Source organism: Oceanobacillus sp. CF4.6 (genome assembly GCF_051262635.1).
Taxonomy (GTDB): domain Bacteria; phylum Bacillota; class Bacilli; order Bacillales; family Amphibacillaceae; genus Oceanobacillus.
In genome coordinates, this window is the sequence record NZ_JBIMEX010000014.1 from 16,396 (window position 1) to 33,563 (window position 17,168).

Below are 17,168 nucleotides of genomic sequence, written 5' to 3' on the forward strand. Positions count from 1 at the left end.
TAGCAGTTGCGATTAATGAGGAGAATGATGATGAATCTACCAAAGCTATTTGAAATACAAGCAGGATTGAATTATCACATTGAAAAAGAAAAAGGTCTCGAAGGGCAGGACTTGATTCCGCAGAAAATACTTGCTTTACAGGTTGAACTTGGAGAGCTTGCTAATGAACTTCCAGAAGCATTCAAATTTTGGAGCAACAAGGAAAATAATTATGATAAGGCTCTAAAAGAGTATGTGGACGGATTGCATTTTATATTGAGCATTGGGTTGGATTTGGAGTTTGTTAATTATCCTATGATTGGGAATTCACCAGAAACCAAGACAATATCGGATATGTTCCTTGTCACTTTTGAAGCGATTAATATGTTCTATCGAGCTTACTTTTCGGGAAATGAGGATTCAACTGAAATAAAATACACAATCGTTTTCGATACCTTCATAACTCTTGGAGAAATGCTAGGTTTCACTACAGAACAGACAGAACAAGCATATCTAGATAAAAACAAAATAAACCACGAAAGGCAGTTGAACGGATATTGAATGATATGAAAGAAATAGATGCCGGCTTACGTAGCACCGAAGTCACTCAACGGAAGAAATACCTTATCAAACAACTGCATAAGATGCGAATCTATAAAACTAGTGATGGTAGACGGCTAGATGATGTGAGTCTCTATACGCTGGAATGGACTCACATTCAATGCAAAATTAATGCAGCCAAAGCGTATGGTGATCGCTCATGACTGTATACACCGGAAAACGAGGAATGGATTTCGAAAACACCTTGAACTATACCAACCAGATCTACATAAATCAGAACCGGGCAATCATAAATAAACGCCCCACCCCGGTCAAGGTGCTTAAATCGAAAGGAACAAGGGTGCTCAGCGGGTTTTACGAAGAAAAGAGCACCGTGGACTATGACGGATTGTATAACGGGAGAGCGGTAGTTTTTGAAGCCAAAACAACTAAATTAAAACGACTGCCACTGGATATGATTTCTAATCACCAGGTTAAATATTTGAACGATGCAGAAAAGCAAGGAGCCATATCATTTCTAATCGTCGAAATGAGGGTAACTAGAGATGTTTTCTTCATCCCGAACAACATGCTTCAGAAGTATGTTAAAGAAGCTAAAAACGGCGGCCATAAATCAATTCCTATACGTGATTTAGAAGTTTATGCACAACCAGTCAAAACTCAAAAGGGAGTTCCATTGGATTATCTCAGTGTCGTTGATCAGTTAATTACTGCGGATGCAGTTTAAAAATAAAGGAGGGAGGTAATAAAAGTGAAGTTTTTTGAAGTAAATGAACCTTATTACGCATTGATTAAAGCAGAAACGAAAGAGAGTGCGCTTTTAGGCTATAATTCATCGGTTGCTGACTTGGAGGGCATTGAGGAAGTAAGAGAAGTGGAACGCGATTATGCTATTGCGAAATATAGCAGGGCATTATCCGGAGATGGCAAAGAAGTTTCTTTGAAAGATGTTCTTACGGATATTCGTGATGGAAATCAGCTTGTGCTAATCATAGATGGCGCACTAATTTAAAAAAACAGGAGGGATTTATTAATGGACTACATGATCGATTTAAACGAATTTGCAGAAGGAGCACTAGCAGCAAAGGTAAATACTGAACTCGAAAAGGTTCTGGAAAACATTGCAGACCCAAACACGGATCCGAAGAAAAACAGAACCATCACTATTTCTATCAAAATTCATGGTGATGAGAAGAGGGATGTTCTTAACACTAGCGTTTCTACCAAATCCAGTCTTGTTGCAATGAAAGAAGTTGAAACAAAACTAATGATGGGTGCAGATAAACAAGGAAACATCATTGGAAAAGAGTTGCGTTCTGGTGTTAAGGGGCAAATGTTCTTAGATCCAGAGGGTGATGTTTCTCAGGATGACGGAGAAAAGGTACTTAGTTTCAGAAACCAAACAAAATAATAAAAAATGGAGGAATGAAAAATGATTAAAGAAGCATTGCAGTACATTGTCGGGATGGGAAAAGCCGAAATTCACGAAAGGAACGGACAAGATTGGTCGGATAAAAAGCTCCATTTGTTGGATTCTCCAACAGCAGCACCTTTTACAGTTCATACATTGTCAGGATTGGTAGATTACTTGAAATCATCAAATCTCGACAGCAAGGATCCAAAGATTGTGCATGTAGCCAGTCCTACGGAAGTGCGTGTTGAATCGTATTTAAATGCGGATAGGGAAAGAGACTACTTTATTCGAGCTGATGCACTGACCCCAAGTTTCCGTTTCGATAACTGGTACAGCACGGAGGAATTTAACATCAAGCTGCAGTCTTGCTTCGTAAAAAATGATGATCGTGACATTATGCTGAAGGTAGTTGGAAATATCACTGAGGACCAGGTCAAAACAGTTAGTGATGATGGAGTCTCCCAGGCGGTCGTAGCGAAAGTAGGAGTTGCTTCCGTTGGAAATGTCGAAGTTCCTAACCCTGTTGAGTTGGCGCCATATCGTACCTTTGTTGAAGTGGTACAACCAGAAAGTGATTTCGTCTTCCGGATGCAATCGGGACCGCGATGTGCATTGTTTGAAGCTGATGGTGGCGCCTGGAAAAATGAAGCGATTAGAAACGTTAGAAAATACCTTGATTCAGCACTGGAAGAAGAAATCGAAAAAGGTAATATTACCATCATTGCTTAAATAATTCATGGCCCGTTCCGGCGGGCCTGATAATAAAAATAGGGGTGACTAGATGGACAAAGTAATCTATATTTTCTGGTGCGTTATTTCGTTTTCCCTCTTGATTTTAATGGCTAACGCCTTGAATGAGGTTACAGAGTTGGAATCAGAAATAGAGTTTCTTAAACAAGAAAATGCCATTCTGCAAGATGATGTATGGAGCTTGAGTCAATACTTGATGAAACAACAGGAGGCAGATTGATGAATTTAAAGTCTAGTATTAAAAAGCTACCGGAAGATGGATTGTTTCTGGTTTATCAGGACGCTATAAATAGAATCGGTTCTCACTCTTTAGGAGGGTGCTCTGTCCCGGAATATATACGCAAACAAGAAGAAATAATCAGCGTTGTTCAAGATGAATTAAAGGAAAGGAAACAAATCAAATGAACGCTTATAAAGTCGTAGAATTAATAAGCATGTATGCTGCTTGTCCAGCGTGCGGAAATGACAAGGTAGGCAACGGCGAGGGTTCAGTAAGCGTTGATGAAGACACATTCGCGAGAACTTGCAAGTGCGGATTCAAAATTGAATTGAAGGAGGAATATGTGTGATTGAAGAATTAGAGCGTGCAAAGAAACTATTAAACTTAGTTTTTGATATAGATGCGGGTCAGGAAGACGCGCGAACAATCGATGATATTAAAGTCATCATAGCGAAGTCCATAAGCGAAATAAACACATTGCAGGAAGACAATTATAAGTTACGCCAAATGATTGGGAGGAATATATCGTGAATTTAAAGAAGCCTATTGAGGAACAGGTAGATGATCATATCGTAAACAGAATTGAGGCGTTGAAAAATCGTCTCAAGGAATCAGGTGGGAAAGATGATAGCCTCTTAAAAGAGCGCCTATCTATCTATTTAGAAATAGCAGGAGGCGAAAGAGTTTGAGGAAGTTCAAATGGTGGATTCAATGTAAGTTCCAGAATAAACATAGATACGATTACTATAACGATCGGTGCATTGTTTGTGGCAAACATAAATAAAAAAGCCAGGAGATAAGCCTCCCAGCTAATTATTAGACAATCATATTATAACACATTGGGGGCTTGCACACATGGAAATAAAGAAGACCGAAATTGAAGTTGATTTAGAGACATTGACTGCTAATATTGATGCTAGCCAAAAAGGTGAACTATATGTTGTGCAAGAAGGTAAAATTTTCATGTATCCTTTACCTAAATATGGTAAAATAGAGCTATCAAGTCAGAATTATAAGATAGGTAAACCGAAGTATCAAATATCTGCGGATTGATCGTAAAACTGCGATGGTGGCGGAATTGGCAGACGCACCAAGGAGATTAGCACCTTGGCGGATAACGTTAGGGAAGGTAAGGCTTCCTTTGCTATGCAGGTTCGAATCCTGCCCATCGAAGTTAAAATAGAAGAAGCCTCGTTGGAGAACCCAAGGGCACTGAATGACGTGTAAAAGCGTTGTTTGGTGCTCTTTTTTGTATTTAAAAATTGAATATCAGGAGGAACTTTGATGGTTATAGCATTCCAAATTATATTATTTATCGTTATTTTAGTAAGTCTGTTCATGGTTATCGGTGCAGCTGATGACCTAAAGCTAAGAAGTCACGCAACCGGGATTTGTATGGCGGCAATGGCCTCATTCATAGTCAGTGCGGTTGTCCTATGAGAAAACAAAAATATGTTATTTGTTGGGTAGTAGATAAATATCGGAGAGATAAACGAACAGGCGCTATATCTCCTGTTTCCAGAAGTGAGTATGTTCAACATCTATTTAACGAGGGGATGGGTTGGGATGAACAGTCAAGAGTTGGAAAATTGGGCAGATAGAATATTAGATGAGTACAAGGATGGCCGAAGAGATTTAGGGAGGATGAAAAGCTATCTTGATCCCGAATCATATATGGATAAAAAACAGATTAACAGTATGATAGATGATATGTCATTTTCGATTGATTGGATGAAAACAGGCAGACAACCAGGTTTGTATCGCGGCGTTGATAAAAGAGATGCATATAGGATCAAACAATATGACGAAATTGAGATTATTCCGGATATTGCAGAGCAGTTAGAAAGAGAATCTTTGTATATGGACCAAGAACAAAGACAATCGTTGCTTAAGTTATTCAAAAATTTTTCTGATAGAGAACGACAATGCTACATCATGTATGAGGCTGAACAATTAAGCATGCAGAAAATCGCTAATAGGTTAGGGATTAAAAAAAGAACAGTGCAACAATACATTGAACGAGCAAGAGAGAAAGTTAGTTTGACAGCTTCATGACGTACGAATTGACGTACGGAGTCCCTATTGTTAGAAGGGGTCTTGTTAGAGCACTAGCCTAGTATAGAGCGTGTTCTTTTAAAGACCTTACGGTCTTATAATAATAATATTGTATAATTTGTAAATTATACAGGTAAATAACCCTCTTTTGTCGTATGATGAAAATAGGGGGGTGTTTAAATGAAATTGAAATCTGCAGATGAATTTCTCGACCTTTATGAGACTTACAGAAAACAAGGAAGTTCCGTTCCTACTAAAGAGGAACTTCTTCTCGAGATAATTAAAGTTTACTATGATTCAAACACAAGAAGCGATAAAAAACGTTCAGCAAAATTATTGTTAAAAAGCAAAGAAAAACTTCAAGAATATGATCTCTGGAAGTATATTGATGATGAAGAATTAAATAGAAGATTAGTGTAAGCATCCAAATGGGTGCTTTTTTAATGTCCAAAATACAATCGGAGGTGGAGTTGATGTAGATGGCCAGAAAGAGAGATCCACGCAGAAATGAAGCTTTTGAAATATGGAAAAAGCATAAAGGGGATATAACAAATCGTTCTATTGGAGAACAATTAGATGTTCCAGAGAAAACGATAAGCTCTTGGAAAAGTAGAGATAAATGGAATGAAGTACTGCATGAGGGTGTTCGTAGTACTGCGAAGGAAAAGCGTAGTACTACGAATGCTAGAATGAACCCGGATGAAGAGGGACAAGAAAGCAAAGCTTCATTTGATACGAAAAATAAAATTCGCTCAAGGTACAGAGAAGGAAGCAGAAAAGGCGCCGGCAATCCTAGTCCGGACAAGAAATTCACAAAACGAAACTCAGCCGCATTAAAGCACGGACTGTTTAGCAAGCACATCCCCCAAGAGACATTAGACATAATGGGGCAGATGGGCAGAGATGACCCAGCTGATTTAATATGGGACCAAATCATGATTCAGTATGCCGCCATCATTCGGGCCCAGCATATTATGTATGTTGAAGACAAATATGAAACAATAAAAGAATTAAAGAAATTGAAAGTTGAAAGTGGATTTGGTATGGATGGACAAGCAGTCGAAATCCCTGTAGAGCAAGAATATGAAATACAATTTGCTTGGGATCGTCATGCCTCTTTCATGAATGCCCAATCTAGAGCAATGTCGGAGTTCAGGAGCCTTATCAAGCAATTTAATGAAATGGCTTATGATGATGACGAACGATTGTTGAAACTTGAACAGATGCAGCTGGGAATCGAGAAAACAAGAGCCGAAATCGATCGCATGTCTGATGACGGTGACGACGACCCAATTGAAATTTTGATTAAAAGAAAAGGTGATGGGTAATGGCAGTTGCTGTTGAGAAAGAAGTCAACCCACACTTTGAAGAATTTCTTTTTGATTGGAATCAGAAGTTTCAAGTCCTGGTAGGTGGTTACGGATCCAGTAAGAGTTATCACGCTGCGTTAAAGGTTGTGTTGAAGTTGCTTCAGGAGAAGAGGACAGCGTTAGTTGTTCGTGAAGTATACGACACGCACAAAGACAGTACCTTCTCGTTGTTCCGTGAGATTATCGAGGATATTGGCCTTTTGGATGATTCCGGAAAGAAGAAGATATCCAGGGGGAAAATAAGACCCAAAGAAAGTCCATATGAATTGAAGTTTTCTAACGGTTCCAAGGTTATTTTTAAAGGCATGGATAAGCCGCAAAAGTTAAAGTCTATCAATAACGTCTCCTTGATTTGGTTAGAAGAGTGTTCCGAGATCAAATATGCAGGATTTAAAGAGCTTCTGGGACGTTTAAGACATCCCACCTTAAAACTACACATGATATTGTCTACAAACCCAGTAGGTGAGGATAATTGGACATTTACGCACTTCTTTGAAGATAAATTAAACAAAAGAAAAGTATTAAGTGATGTTGTCCTTTATCAAAAACGTACAGTAGTGGTAAAAGATACGTATTATCATCACTCCACCGCAGAGGATAACTTATTTCTCCCACAGAGTTATATAGATCAGTTAGAAGAAATGAAAGAGTATGATCCCGACCTTTACCGAATTGCCCGGAAAGGTCGTTTTGGTGTTAATGGAATAAGAGTGCTACCGCAATTTCAAAGCGAACCACATGAGAAAGTAATGGCTTCCATTAATGCTATTAAGAAGCCGATAAACAGAGTCGGCATGGACTTTGGTTTTGTTGAGTCCTATAATGCTGTCCTTAGAATGACCGTAGACACCGAAAAACGTTATCTATATATCTATTGGGAGTATTACAAAAACGGAATGACGGACGATGAGACTGCTGAGGAATTAGAAGAATTCAAGGAGAGTGGCGAAAGAATAATAGCTGACTCCGCAGAGCCAAAAACAATTGTATATTACAGGAAACTCGGCTTTAATATGCGTGGCGCTCATAAGTTTCCTGGTTCCCGGCTGCAAAACACAAAGAAGGTTAAGCGATTCAAGAAGATTATCTGCTCTGATAACTGTCCTAACACAATCAGAGAGTTAGAAAACCTTGTATACGCCAAAGATAAGAACGGAAACATCATAGAGGATGAATTCGCGATTGATCCACATACATTCAGTGGCATTTGGTACGGATTGGATGGTTACGAGGTTACAGATTTAAAAGAAAAAGCCAAAGGCAGACCAATCGTTGAGAGACCTGGTGGAAGGAGGTAGACCATGCCTGAACAAACAACAGTAAGAGCTAGGGTAATAAAATCCGATATATCATCAGGAACGAAACAAATCTATAAGGATGATTTCGCTGACATGTATGGAGAAATCATTTCACCGCCATACAATTTAGCGGAATTGAAAACAATAGGGGAATATTCTTCCATTCTGCAGCAATGTATTGATGCCTATAAAACAAACATGATTGAATTTGGAATCGAAGCAGATTATAAGTTAGACATCAATGCTGATGATATTGACAAGTCAACCAAAGAATATGCAGAAAAAGAGAATGTCAGGTTAGAAGAATTTATTCGTTATTTAACCTTAGATGAGTCGCCAGAAATGGTTCTTGGTTACATCGTCGATGATAAAGAAAAGACTGGAAATGGTTATGCGGAGATTCTTAGAGACGGATTGGGTATTCCTGTCGGAATGGAATATGCGGATGCTCAGTATATGAGAGTTTGCAAGAAAACAACACCAGAAGAGATCAGCTACACTATATTCGAAAATGGTGTAGAAAAGAAAGTGAAACGGTGGAAGAAATTCCGCAAGTATGTTCAGATGATTGACGGTAAAAAGGTGTACTTTAAAGAGTTTGGAGATCCTAGAATTATGGATAGCCGAACCGGTAAGTTTGATGACAATACACCGGATAACTTAAAAGCAACCGAAATATACCATTTCAAAATTGGCTCTGGCACTTATGGTAAGCCGAGATGGATTGGGACGCTCATTAGTTTGTATGGCGCCAGAAAAGCAGAAGAATTGAATCTGATGTACTTTAAAAACGGCAGACATATTCCTGCTGCCATTACAGTATCTAACGGAAAGTTGGACAATGCTTCCTACGAAGCACTCCAAGGATATATGAATGATCTGCAAGGAACTGAAAACGCTCATAAGTTCCTGCTGTTAGAAGCTGTCGGTTCAACAAATGAAGATTCCCAAGGCGATGAGAAGGTAACTCCTGCAAAAGTGGAAATAAAATCATTAGCAGAAATCTTGCAGCAAGACGCTCTATTTCTTGATTATGATAAAAATACTAGACAAAAGATTCGTTCATCCTTTCGATTGCCGCCGCTCTATACAGGTGAATCGCAGGATTTCAACAAAGCTACTGCTGATACCGCTAGGAAAGTTACAGAAGAACAAGTATTTGGCCCTGAAAGAAAAACGTTAGCAAGGATACTTAACTCACTATTCTTGGAGCCGTTAGGTTTAAAACATGTAAAGTTGACTGTTAGGGGACCTGATTTTAGAGACCCGATTGAAATAGCGAAAGCATTATACCCGTTGATTTCAGCAGGTTCATTATCTCCAAACGATTTAAGGCCGCTTTCCGGGCAAGTCTTAGGTCAGAAACTAGATGCATTCCCTGATGAATACAATGTTCCGTTCCAGATGTTGTTAAAAAATCAAGAACAATCGGGACCCTTAGAGGGAATAATTCAGAAGTCGGATGATAAACAAGAAGATCTTATAAATTTGATGAAAGACATTCGAGACGTATTGGAAATGAAGTCCAATGAATAAAGTTGATAATCTGTTGAAGAACATCAATGCATTTATCCAAAAAGCTGAAGAGGACGAGGAACCGTTCGAGGATAAGATAGCGGACTTTCCTGGTTCCGATAAGATATCTGGTTACATCGAGGAATATGAAAAGAAAGTGGCCAAGCTATTGAGAAACCAACGCAAATATTACGTTGATGCATTTAATAGCTTTGTTTCCAAAGATGATCGGATGACGATTGAAGCGTTTATTATCTATATGGAAAATAACTTGTTTGCAGCCGATGAGTTCGCAGAGGAGTTTGGCAATCTGTCAGCTGAATTTCTACAAATGACTATCGAGGAACTAACCAACGTCATCATGGAATCCATAGACAAGGACATTGGATTTGAAGTTCTTTCAGGTCGAACAACGAACTGGATTAAAGACTGGTCAGAGGAATTAGCCGACATTATGAATCTCAATACGCACAGCGCGCTAGAAAAAGAGCTATTGGATGTCCTTGATAAAGGTGAATCTATCGCCCAGGCCGAATTGAGAATGAAAGATTTGCCTGAGTTTGATAGAAACAGAGCCAGAGCAACCGCCAGAACTGAAATTTTAACTGCTTCCAGTCGTGCTAATTGGGAATCTTTCCAACAAAGCCCGGCTGTAGAACAAAAGAAATGGAAACATAGCGGAACAAAGAAGAATAATCCTCGGTCCACTCATGTTGCTATGGATGGTGTGACTATTGTCGTGGATGAATACTTTCTAATTGATGGCGAAGAAGGATTATATCCTCGGGATACATCATTTTCAGCTAAGAATAGGGTGAATTGCGGGTGCGCTGTAGGTCCAGTCGTTAATGAGGACATTATTGGATTATCCAAAGAGGAAAAAGAGGCTATCAGGCAGGAAGTTCTAGCGGAATTAGAATCATAAGGAGGTGTGAAAATGGCTTTTGCTATATGTCCTGCCTGCGGAGGAACCGTAGCAGGTGGAGAAAATCATAAATGTAAACCGATACCTTTTAACGTGTTTATGAACATTGAAGATAAATATAAATTAGGTTCTGCAGAAGTCAAGATGATAGATTTGAAAGGGGGTGAACAATAAATGCCAAGAGAACTTATTAACGCTAACATCACACATGTAAGCTACGTGGATAAGGGAGCGAATAATAAACAGTTTTTCTTTACGAAATCAAATAGCAAGGGCGAACCGGATTTTCAAAAAGAAGTAAAAGTATTCGTGAACAAGGATGATGATGAACAACAGCTTGTATACGGACTTGTGTACGAACCTGATGTTGAGGATTCACACGGAGACTTTATGACACCTACCGAAATTGAAAAGGCAGCACACGTATTTATGAAAGACGCCAGGAACATCGATAAGCAACATGATTTTAATTCTGGTGTCGGTGAAGTAGTGGAATCATACATCGCTCCTGCTGATTTTGAAATCGGAGAAGAGTCTATCACAAAAGGTTCCTGGATACTCGTCACTAAAGCAAATGATGAAATTTGGGAAGACATCAAGAAAGGCGATATAACTGGTTATTCCATGGCTGGCACCGCTGAAATCATCGAAAAAGAAGAAAATAAGTCAAAAAAAGAGCCGGCTTCCAAGTCTCATGAGAATGAGGATGATGTGAAGGGTTTTTTTAATACGATGAAAAGCTTCTTTAGTGGTGAAAAGATTCAAAAAGGCGAAGTTAGGGATAATTATGAACGCAATCAGAAACGTCGTAATTTATGGGCTGTATGGGATGGGTTGGAAAATGTATACTATGATTCCCTGTGGGATAACAGAACCCCTGATATAGCCGATTTCGAACGATTAGAAGAAGGAACAAAAGAGTTTTTAGAGATACTTCAGGAAATTAAAAACCCGGAGGATGTCCAAAAAGCTCTGGATAGCAAAGAAGAACATAAAAGAAAGGATGAGGATGAAGTGAAAAAGGAAGATATTGAAAAGATGCTTGACGATAAACTAGGTCCTATTTCGAAACGCTTAGACGGCATCGAGAAAGAAGAAGGAGATAGCAACGAACCAGGAGAAGGCGACATCATGAAACAGTTCTCTGACATTCTTGATAATAAGTTAGGAACAATCACTGAGCGTCTTGAAACCGTTGAAAAGGCTCGCGGAATCTCAAAACAAGCCGACGTGGAAGAAGTAACAAACGAAAACAAAGATACCGTACAGAAAGGTTATATGCGCCATTTCGGCTAATATAAATGAGGAGGAAAAACAATGCCAACAAATCAACAACTTTTAAGTAAAGAATCAGCAGTTGTAACATTGAAAAAGAACCTTGACATCCCTATGGCTGTTAGTGATGCAGAGGCGTTTTTAGTTGACACGATTAATACAGCCTCTACACTTCCAAAACTTGCACCTATTTACCGCGACGTCGCAGCCGGTAACCTAGACGCATTAAGCGTGGGTCGTCGAAAACTTCGTCAAGCGGGCAAAGACGATACCGCAACAGGCACGGATTCGATTGCTAATCGCAAAATTCCATATGCTGTTCGAAAAGTTAAATGGGATGAATGGTTGCAAAATGATGATGTATTTTACTCTGTTTCTGCTCGTGGGGATAATGTCGAAGAAAAAGCAATTAACATGATTCAACAGCAATTTGGCGTGGATCTTCAGGACCTTATCTTTAATGGGGATACTGCTGCAGTTATTTTAGATTCTGATGGAGTGACCGAGATTCCAGATCCATTCCTTAGCATTGTTGATGGTTTCGTTAAGAAAATGAAGCAATCAACTTATAAAACGGACTTGGCAACAGCAGAGCCAACTATTTTGGACTTTATCAATCATATCCAGTTGCTCCCTGAACGTTACAAGAGCTTCTCTGATGTAACTTGGTTCATCACACAGAGAACAAATGATAAATTGGTTGCTTTAATTGCCAATCGTCAAACAGGCTTCGGTGATGCAGTGCTTCAGGATGGGAAAATAACTCGTCTTGGTGGATATCCAGTTGAAGTAGTCGCTGAAATGCAGAGTGGTTTTGCTGCATTAACTCCAAAAGGCAACTTGAAACCAGTATTTACTCGTCAATTGCGTTACATTCGTACTGCTGACGGAGCAACTGCAGCGGCTAAAGATGCAACTTACCATGTCCTTTACAGCTATTTAGATGCAATCGTTCGTGAAGTACCAGCTGTTGCGTATATGTCAGGAGACAAATTATAAAAGAGGAGGCAATTATCCATGCCAAAAATTCAATATAAGGAAAAAGAAGGCGTTCTTCACATTGGAGGAGGTCGTTTTTTCTATGCGCAGCAACCCGCTGAAGTAGATGAAAAGGAAATAACTGACCTTCTAAACAAATACAGTGATCTTGAGGAAGTTGAGGAGGAACCAGAACAACAGGTTCCTCCTCAACAGGATGACGGATATACCAAAACATCCATCAAGAAGCTTAATGCTGATGAACAACGTGAATTAATCGCTGAGTTCGGCGGAGATCCGGAAGAAACAAACAACGAAGATGATCGCATAGAGTTAATTCTTCAATTACAGGAAGAGAAAAACGCAGAAAAAGGAGAGTGATAGGTTATGACTATCACTCCTCTAGAATTAAAAGCGTATACGGATTTTCCCACTGTGAAAGATCGTGAAGATTCGAAAATTCAAAGTGACATCCTCGAAGCGGAAACGCATATCGAAAAGAAGCTCGGAAGACCGATAAGTGATTTTGATCCTTTGCCAGAGAAAATGAAACTGGCTTTATTAAAAGTCGCTCAATTTTTTGCGCTTATAAATAGCGATGAATCAATGGTCAAAGGATTCAAATCTGAGAAAATAGGAGACTACTCTTATACACTTAAAGACGGAACATCACTAGCTATGCCGGATGTACAGGATTTGATTTCAGATTATGTCGCGGAAGATACTTCAACTGATGGCGGGTTTTTCATGAGGATGAGGTCTATATGAGCTATGGCAGCTTATTAACTCATCGTTGCGACATTTATCACTTGAAGACTAGGCCTAAGAGCTCCACCAGTTTCGGTATACCAATTGATGATCTCCAAGAAGAATACTATTACGATGAACAGCCAGATTTAACAGAAGTGGAGTGTTATTTCACGGAAAAGAATCAGAACGTTATCCAAATGGAACCTAATGCAAATATAACCCAAAGTTATCGTGTTCATTTCCTCGCTTCTGCTGATGTTCGAGTTAATAGCAAAATGGTTTGGGAAGGCACTACATTCAAGTCCCAGAAGCCAAGGAAAGTTAAGAATCATCATCAAGAAGTCACTGTGAATAGGAATGACACTCTATGAAACTCGAAATCGATGGATTAGAAGAGTTCATGGAAGCGGTGAAGAAGGCAGCTGACGGCGGGTTCCAAGATAAACTAGAGTTATGGCTTGAAGCAATGGGCATGGAGTTCCTAGATATGGTTCAAGATGAAATCATTCGGACGGAAACAGTCGATACCAGGAGATTACTTAACTCATTTGGAAAAGGCGATCGAGAAAACATGTGGAGTATCAACGAAGGCGGATTATCGCTCGAAGTTGGTACGAATCTTGAGTATGCAAGTTTTGCTAATGATGGCCATACAACAGTTGACCTTAATTCCGGCAAGGACAGTCGATGGGTTCCTGGCTATTGGAGTGGTGATCGCTTTGTATATGAGCCAGGGTCCGATGAGGGCATGCTATTAATCCTTAAATGGGTTGATGGCACAAATTACTGGGACAATGCTTTTGCGATATTTGAGAAAATCTTTGAGAAGAGTCTCGATGTACAATTGCAAAAATGGATGGACGCTGAATTTTAGGAGGTGGTGCATTGAACCCAGAAGTAGGATCTGTTATGAGTTATTTTCATAAATTATTTCCGGTAGTGGTGTACACGAAAGAAGTTCCAATCAATTTTGAAAGGCCATCTCTTTATTTTCCCACACCATTTACATTTGACGGGAACGATACTACAAACACTTTCGTAAAAACGTATAACCTGACTGTGAAGTTGTTCCATCAAGATTCGCAACTAGCTGACAGTAAAGCAGAGCTCATTGCTGATGCGGTCAGGAGTAATCGGAGTGTTATCCCTATCGTGGATACAAAAGGCGTAGAAACAGGCGATTTTATTCGTTTTGGCAGGATAGAAACGCGTATAGGTGATAAAGGCGTAGCTACTATCATCATGGAATGGACAAGCCGTTACTATTTCGAAGAACCAGAATGGAATGTAGCTGAATATATCGAATTTCAAAGCGGGGTGAAAGAATAGTGGCGACTAATCAAAACAATAAAACGGCAACAAAAGAAGAGGTTAAGAAACCGATAGCGAACGGTAAACCTAAGTTCTACTTAAACGACCTAAGAGAGCACAGTCAAGAATTGTTTGGTGTAAAACCAGAAGTTCTAGACGGTGCTTTTTTAAATGTCAAAGAAACTCAAATCACCAAAGATGAAGCTGACAAGATGATTAAGGATTTTTTAAAAAAGGAGGTCAAATAAATGAATGGCGGAACATTTACTCCAGGTAGCGAAAAGGTACGTCCTGGTATATATTTCAACTTCAAATTAAGAGCTAATGAACGTGTAACGGTAGGTGAACGTGGGAGGGTTGCACTTCCAGTTGTACTAAATTGGGGAGAGCCTAAGAAATTGATTGAAATCTCTAATGAGAGAGACGCTTCTCAAAAATTAGGCGTGGATATGACAGATGAATCCATGTTCCTAGTTCGTGAAACAAAGAAAAAAGCTGGTACAGTTCTAGTTTACCGTGTAAACGAGGGCGTAAAAGCAACTGCGACGCTTGATGTTGCGGACCTAAGCACGATTACGGTTACCGCTAAATACGGCGGTTCAAAGGGTAATGATATCACCATTCGAGTTTCTGAAAACGTGGTAGATGCTACTAAAATGGATGTAGTTACATTCTTGGATAATCAAGAAGTTGACCGCCAAACGGTGGCTGACGCCTCTGAATTAGTTGCTAACAATTATGTAACATTCTCCGGGTCCGGTGTCCTTGTTGCTACTGCAGGAACAAATCTTGTTGGTGGGGAAGACGGAACAGCTGCAGCCACGGATTACACAGATTTCTTTGCAGCTGCAGAAACAGAAAACTTTGATGTGATTGGATTGCCTGTCGATGATGATGCGATTAAAACAACTTTCGTTTCATTTGTGAAACGAATCCGAGAAGACCAAGGGGTTAAGATTGTCGGAGTTGTTGCTGGTCACGGTGCAGGTTATGAAGGCATTATCAATGTTACAAACGGTGTTGTATTAGAAAATGGAAAGACATTAACTGTTCCAGAAACCGTTGCATGGGTAGCAGGAGCAAGCGCTGGTGCCACTTTAAATCAATCTCTGACATTTATGGATTACGAAGGCGCAACTGATGTAATTCCTAAATATGACCATGACGAAACGGTTGACCGTTTGCAAAAAGGAGAATTCCTATTCACGTATGATAGTCGTGGCAAAACTGTTTCTGTTGAACAGGATATTAACTCTTTAGTAGGAACAAGCAAAATGTCTAAGAACAAAATCATTCGTATTCTTGACGCAGTCAATAATGACGTGGTTAGAAGTCTTAAACAAGCCATTAAAAACCGCAAAAATACAGGTGAAGACATCCCGGCCAACGCTGACGGAGCGTCGATTGTTAAAACTGCTATCTCTGTTTATTTAAACGAATTGCAAGGCAACAATGTAATCCAAAACTTCGACCCAGCGGAAGACTTAATCGTGGAAGTTACTACTACAGGGGACGGATTCAACATCACTCTAGGTGTTCAGCCTGTTGATTCCGCCGAGAAATTCTATATTGATGTGGAGGTGCTATAAGCTATGGCATTTAGAGCTAAAAATGCAATCAGTGGTAAAGAAGGAAAGCTGTTTTTGGATGGCGAGCTAATGGCTCATATTAAAACGTTTGAAGCTAACGTAGAAAAAACAAAAGAGGAAGTCCCAATAATGGGTCGTCGTATGATGGGTCATAAGTCAAATGGTGGCAGTGGAACGGGTACCGCTACCTTCCACAAGGTTACTTCACGCTTTATCCAAATCATGAAAGATTACATGACCACCGGTGTTGATCCATATTTTACTATGCAATCCGTGTTGGATGATAAGACATCCGGACGTGGTATTGAGCGGGTCACTATTTACGACGTCAACTTCGACAGTGTAAAGGTAGCTGGACTAGATGTTGAATCATCAGCTCTAGAAGAAGAAGTTCCTTTCACGTTCGAAGACTTTGATCTACCGGAAGCACTTAGCAATACGTTTCAATAATGGAAAGGGCGATTAATTTCGCTCTTTTTTTATACTTAAAACTCATTAAAGGGGAGATTAACAAATGACAAACGAAAACAAAGACCAAAAAGAATCTGTAGAAGAGTCCATGGATTTATCCTTTTTCATGCCTGATAAAGTCGAGGTTACCGAAATTGTCGAAGCGCCTATTTCTAAACGTTTTAAAGATAAAAACGGTAAAATAATTCCTTTCAAATTCAAGACCATCACCACAGAACGAGTTGATGAACTGGAAAAGCTTCACACCCTCCCGGTAATCAAGAAAAATAAAAAGGTTGGCGAAAGAGTTGACCAAGCTCAGTTCATTGCACACATTGCTATTGACTCTACTATTTATCCTAACTTTAAAGCGCAGGAAATGAGAAAAGCTTACAAATCAGAAGACCCTATCGAGATTGCTAAAAAGGTACTTAATGTTGCCGGAGAATATTCCAACTGGATTGCTAAAGCTTCGGAAGTGAATGGATTTGATGATTCTGTCGAAGATCTGGAGGAAGCCGCAAAAAACTAATAACAGATGGGGATAAAGATGCGGTCTACCTTTATTATGCAATGATCGAATTGAACTATTCGCCGTCTGATTTAAAAGAATTATATGACGCTCCTAGGCATTTTAAAGCATTGTTATATGCAAACATAGGATTCAAGTTAGAACAACTTGCCAAGGAAGCCGAGGAATCAAATAATAAGAACAAATAATAAAGAGA

Annotated in this window: 32 protein-coding genes and 1 tRNA gene; all 33 read left to right on the forward strand. The window is 39.5% G+C overall.

Going from position 1 to position 17,168, the window contains the following annotated elements; genetic code table 11:
- The first annotated feature begins 30 nt into the window (after nt 1-30).
- The 33 genes from ACHABU_RS17345 (at nt 31) to ACHABU_RS17505 (ending at nt 17,160) form a co-directional block, all read left to right on the forward strand.
- Nucleotides 31-540 carry a dUTP diphosphatase gene (locus ACHABU_RS17345; protein WP_435766226.1) on the forward strand — a complete coding sequence of 170 codons (510 nt, stop codon included), beginning with the start codon at nt 31-33 and terminating at the stop codon, nt 538-540.
- Between the two features lie 5 nt (nt 541-545).
- Complete coding sequence (gene fbpA, locus ACHABU_RS17350; RefSeq protein ID WP_435766227.1) at nt 546-743, forward strand: Fur-regulated basic protein FbpA; 198 nt, start codon at nt 546-548, stop codon at nt 741-743.
- Nucleotides 740-1,267 carry a Holliday junction resolvase RecU gene (locus tag ACHABU_RS17355; RefSeq protein ID WP_435766228.1) on the forward strand — a complete coding sequence of 176 codons (528 nt, stop codon included), beginning with the start codon at nt 740-742 and terminating at the stop codon, nt 1,265-1,267. Before fbpA ends, ACHABU_RS17355 begins: the two co-directional genes overlap by 4 nt.
- 24 nt (nt 1,268-1,291) lie before the next feature.
- The gene (locus ACHABU_RS17360) at nt 1,292-1,552 is read left to right on the forward strand and encodes a hypothetical protein (protein ID WP_435766229.1); all 261 of its coding nucleotides are present in this window, start codon (nt 1,292-1,294) and stop codon (nt 1,550-1,552) included.
- Nucleotides 1,553-1,573: 21 nt separating this feature from the next.
- Nucleotides 1,574-1,951: a replication terminator protein gene (locus ACHABU_RS17365; protein WP_234402331.1), complete on the forward strand. Its 378-nt coding sequence runs from the start codon at nt 1,574-1,576 to the stop codon at nt 1,949-1,951.
- A gap of 21 nt (nt 1,952-1,972) precedes the next feature.
- Nucleotides 1,973-2,683, forward strand: coding sequence for a hypothetical protein (locus ACHABU_RS17370; RefSeq protein ID WP_435766230.1), 711 nt, complete (start codon nt 1,973-1,975; stop codon nt 2,681-2,683).
- 52 nt (nt 2,684-2,735) lie between these two features.
- A complete protein-coding gene (locus ACHABU_RS17375; RefSeq protein ID WP_435766231.1) occupies nt 2,736-2,924 on the forward strand; it encodes a hypothetical protein in 189 nt (62 codons plus the stop codon).
- Nucleotides 2,924-3,109 carry a hypothetical protein gene (locus ACHABU_RS17380; protein WP_435766232.1) on the forward strand — a complete coding sequence of 62 codons (186 nt, stop codon included), beginning with the start codon at nt 2,924-2,926 and terminating at the stop codon, nt 3,107-3,109. The genes ACHABU_RS17375 and ACHABU_RS17380 overlap by 1 nt, the downstream gene beginning before the upstream one ends.
- A 29-nt stretch (nt 3,110-3,138) precedes the next feature.
- Nucleotides 3,139-3,273 (forward strand): DUF3797 domain-containing protein, encoded by a 135-nt coding sequence (locus tag ACHABU_RS17385; protein ID WP_435766328.1) that lies wholly within the window; start codon nt 3,139-3,141, stop codon nt 3,271-3,273.
- Nucleotides 3,270-3,455, forward strand: coding sequence for a hypothetical protein (locus ACHABU_RS17390; RefSeq protein ID WP_435766233.1), 186 nt, complete (start codon nt 3,270-3,272; stop codon nt 3,453-3,455). Before ACHABU_RS17385 ends, ACHABU_RS17390 begins: the two co-directional genes overlap by 4 nt.
- The gene (locus ACHABU_RS17395) at nt 3,452-3,613 is read left to right on the forward strand and encodes a hypothetical protein (RefSeq protein ID WP_435766234.1); all 162 of its coding nucleotides are present in this window, start codon (nt 3,452-3,454) and stop codon (nt 3,611-3,613) included. Before ACHABU_RS17390 ends, ACHABU_RS17395 begins: the two co-directional genes overlap by 4 nt.
- A 166-nt stretch (nt 3,614-3,779) precedes the next feature.
- Entirely contained in the window at nt 3,780-3,977 is a 198-nt protein-coding gene (locus ACHABU_RS17400; RefSeq protein ID WP_435766235.1) for a hypothetical protein, read from the forward strand.
- A gap of 11 nt (nt 3,978-3,988) precedes the next feature.
- Nucleotides 3,989-4,097 (forward strand) — tRNA-OTHER (locus ACHABU_RS17405).
- Between the two features lie 111 nt (nt 4,098-4,208).
- Nucleotides 4,209-4,364, forward strand: a complete 156-nt coding sequence (locus tag ACHABU_RS17410) for a hypothetical protein (RefSeq protein ID WP_435766236.1) — start codon at nt 4,209-4,211, stop codon at nt 4,362-4,364.
- Between the two features lie 126 nt (nt 4,365-4,490).
- Nucleotides 4,491-4,979, forward strand: coding sequence for a sigma-70 family RNA polymerase sigma factor (locus tag ACHABU_RS17415; RefSeq protein WP_435766237.1), 489 nt, complete (start codon nt 4,491-4,493; stop codon nt 4,977-4,979).
- 180 nt (nt 4,980-5,159) lie between these two features.
- A complete protein-coding gene (locus tag ACHABU_RS17420; RefSeq protein ID WP_435766238.1) occupies nt 5,160-5,399 on the forward strand; it encodes a hypothetical protein in 240 nt (79 codons plus the stop codon).
- A 59-nt stretch (nt 5,400-5,458) separates the two neighbouring features.
- A complete protein-coding gene (terS, locus tag ACHABU_RS17425) occupies nt 5,459-6,307 on the forward strand; it encodes a phage terminase small subunit (protein WP_435766239.1) in 849 nt (282 codons plus the stop codon).
- Entirely contained in the window at nt 6,307-7,647 is a 1,341-nt protein-coding gene (locus ACHABU_RS17430) for a PBSX family phage terminase large subunit (RefSeq protein ID WP_435766240.1), read from the forward strand. The genes terS and ACHABU_RS17430 overlap by 1 nt, the downstream gene beginning before the upstream one ends.
- Nucleotides 7,648-7,650: 3 nt before the next feature.
- On the forward strand, nt 7,651-9,183 hold the full coding sequence (locus tag ACHABU_RS17435; protein ID WP_435766241.1) for a phage portal protein: 1,533 nt from the start codon (nt 7,651-7,653) through the stop codon (nt 9,181-9,183).
- Complete coding sequence (locus tag ACHABU_RS17440; RefSeq protein ID WP_435766242.1) at nt 9,176-10,087, forward strand: phage minor head protein; 912 nt, start codon at nt 9,176-9,178, stop codon at nt 10,085-10,087. Before ACHABU_RS17435 ends, ACHABU_RS17440 begins: the two co-directional genes overlap by 8 nt.
- A gap of 12 nt (nt 10,088-10,099) precedes the next feature.
- Nucleotides 10,100-10,261 carry a hypothetical protein gene (locus ACHABU_RS17445; RefSeq protein ID WP_435766243.1) on the forward strand — a complete coding sequence of 54 codons (162 nt, stop codon included), beginning with the start codon at nt 10,100-10,102 and terminating at the stop codon, nt 10,259-10,261.
- The gene (locus tag ACHABU_RS17450; RefSeq protein ID WP_435766244.1) at nt 10,262-11,383 is read left to right on the forward strand and encodes an XkdF-like putative serine protease domain-containing protein; all 1,122 of its coding nucleotides are present in this window, start codon (nt 10,262-10,264) and stop codon (nt 11,381-11,383) included. It begins immediately after the preceding gene.
- Nucleotides 11,384-11,404: 21 nt separating this feature from the next.
- A complete protein-coding gene (locus tag ACHABU_RS17455; RefSeq protein ID WP_435766245.1) occupies nt 11,405-12,361 on the forward strand; it encodes a phage major capsid protein in 957 nt (318 codons plus the stop codon).
- An 18-nt stretch (nt 12,362-12,379) separates the two neighbouring features.
- Nucleotides 12,380-12,721 (forward strand): hypothetical protein, encoded by a 342-nt coding sequence (locus ACHABU_RS17460; RefSeq protein ID WP_435766246.1) that lies wholly within the window; start codon nt 12,380-12,382, stop codon nt 12,719-12,721.
- A gap of 6 nt (nt 12,722-12,727) precedes the next feature.
- Nucleotides 12,728-13,108, forward strand: a complete 381-nt coding sequence (yqbG, locus tag ACHABU_RS17465) for a protein YqbG (protein WP_435766247.1) — start codon at nt 12,728-12,730, stop codon at nt 13,106-13,108.
- A complete protein-coding gene (locus ACHABU_RS17470; RefSeq protein ID WP_435766248.1) occupies nt 13,105-13,461 on the forward strand; it encodes a DUF3599 family protein in 357 nt (118 codons plus the stop codon). Before yqbG ends, ACHABU_RS17470 begins: the two co-directional genes overlap by 4 nt.
- Nucleotides 13,458-13,964 carry an HK97 gp10 family phage protein gene (locus tag ACHABU_RS17475; protein ID WP_435766249.1) on the forward strand — a complete coding sequence of 169 codons (507 nt, stop codon included), beginning with the start codon at nt 13,458-13,460 and terminating at the stop codon, nt 13,962-13,964. Before ACHABU_RS17470 ends, ACHABU_RS17475 begins: the two co-directional genes overlap by 4 nt.
- Nucleotides 13,965-13,975: 11 nt before the next feature.
- Nucleotides 13,976-14,419 carry a phage portal protein gene (locus ACHABU_RS17480; protein WP_435766250.1) on the forward strand — a complete coding sequence of 148 codons (444 nt, stop codon included), beginning with the start codon at nt 13,976-13,978 and terminating at the stop codon, nt 14,417-14,419.
- A 53-nt stretch (nt 14,420-14,472) separates the two neighbouring features.
- Nucleotides 14,473-14,649, forward strand: coding sequence for a hypothetical protein (locus ACHABU_RS17485; protein WP_435766329.1), 177 nt, complete (start codon nt 14,473-14,475; stop codon nt 14,647-14,649).
- Entirely contained in the window at nt 14,650-15,990 is a 1,341-nt protein-coding gene (locus ACHABU_RS17490) for a phage tail sheath family protein (protein WP_435766251.1), read from the forward strand.
- A gap of 3 nt (nt 15,991-15,993) precedes the next feature.
- Entirely contained in the window at nt 15,994-16,440 is a 447-nt protein-coding gene (locus ACHABU_RS17495; RefSeq protein ID WP_435766252.1) for a phage tail tube protein, read from the forward strand.
- Between the two features lie 64 nt (nt 16,441-16,504).
- Nucleotides 16,505-16,972, forward strand: a complete 468-nt coding sequence (locus ACHABU_RS17500; RefSeq protein ID WP_435766253.1) for a phage tail assembly chaperone — start codon at nt 16,505-16,507, stop codon at nt 16,970-16,972.
- A gap of 41 nt (nt 16,973-17,013) precedes the next feature.
- On the forward strand, nt 17,014-17,160 hold the full coding sequence (locus ACHABU_RS17505) for a hypothetical protein (protein WP_435766254.1): 147 nt from the start codon (nt 17,014-17,016) through the stop codon (nt 17,158-17,160).
- Nucleotides 17,161-17,168: the final 8 nt, after the last annotated feature.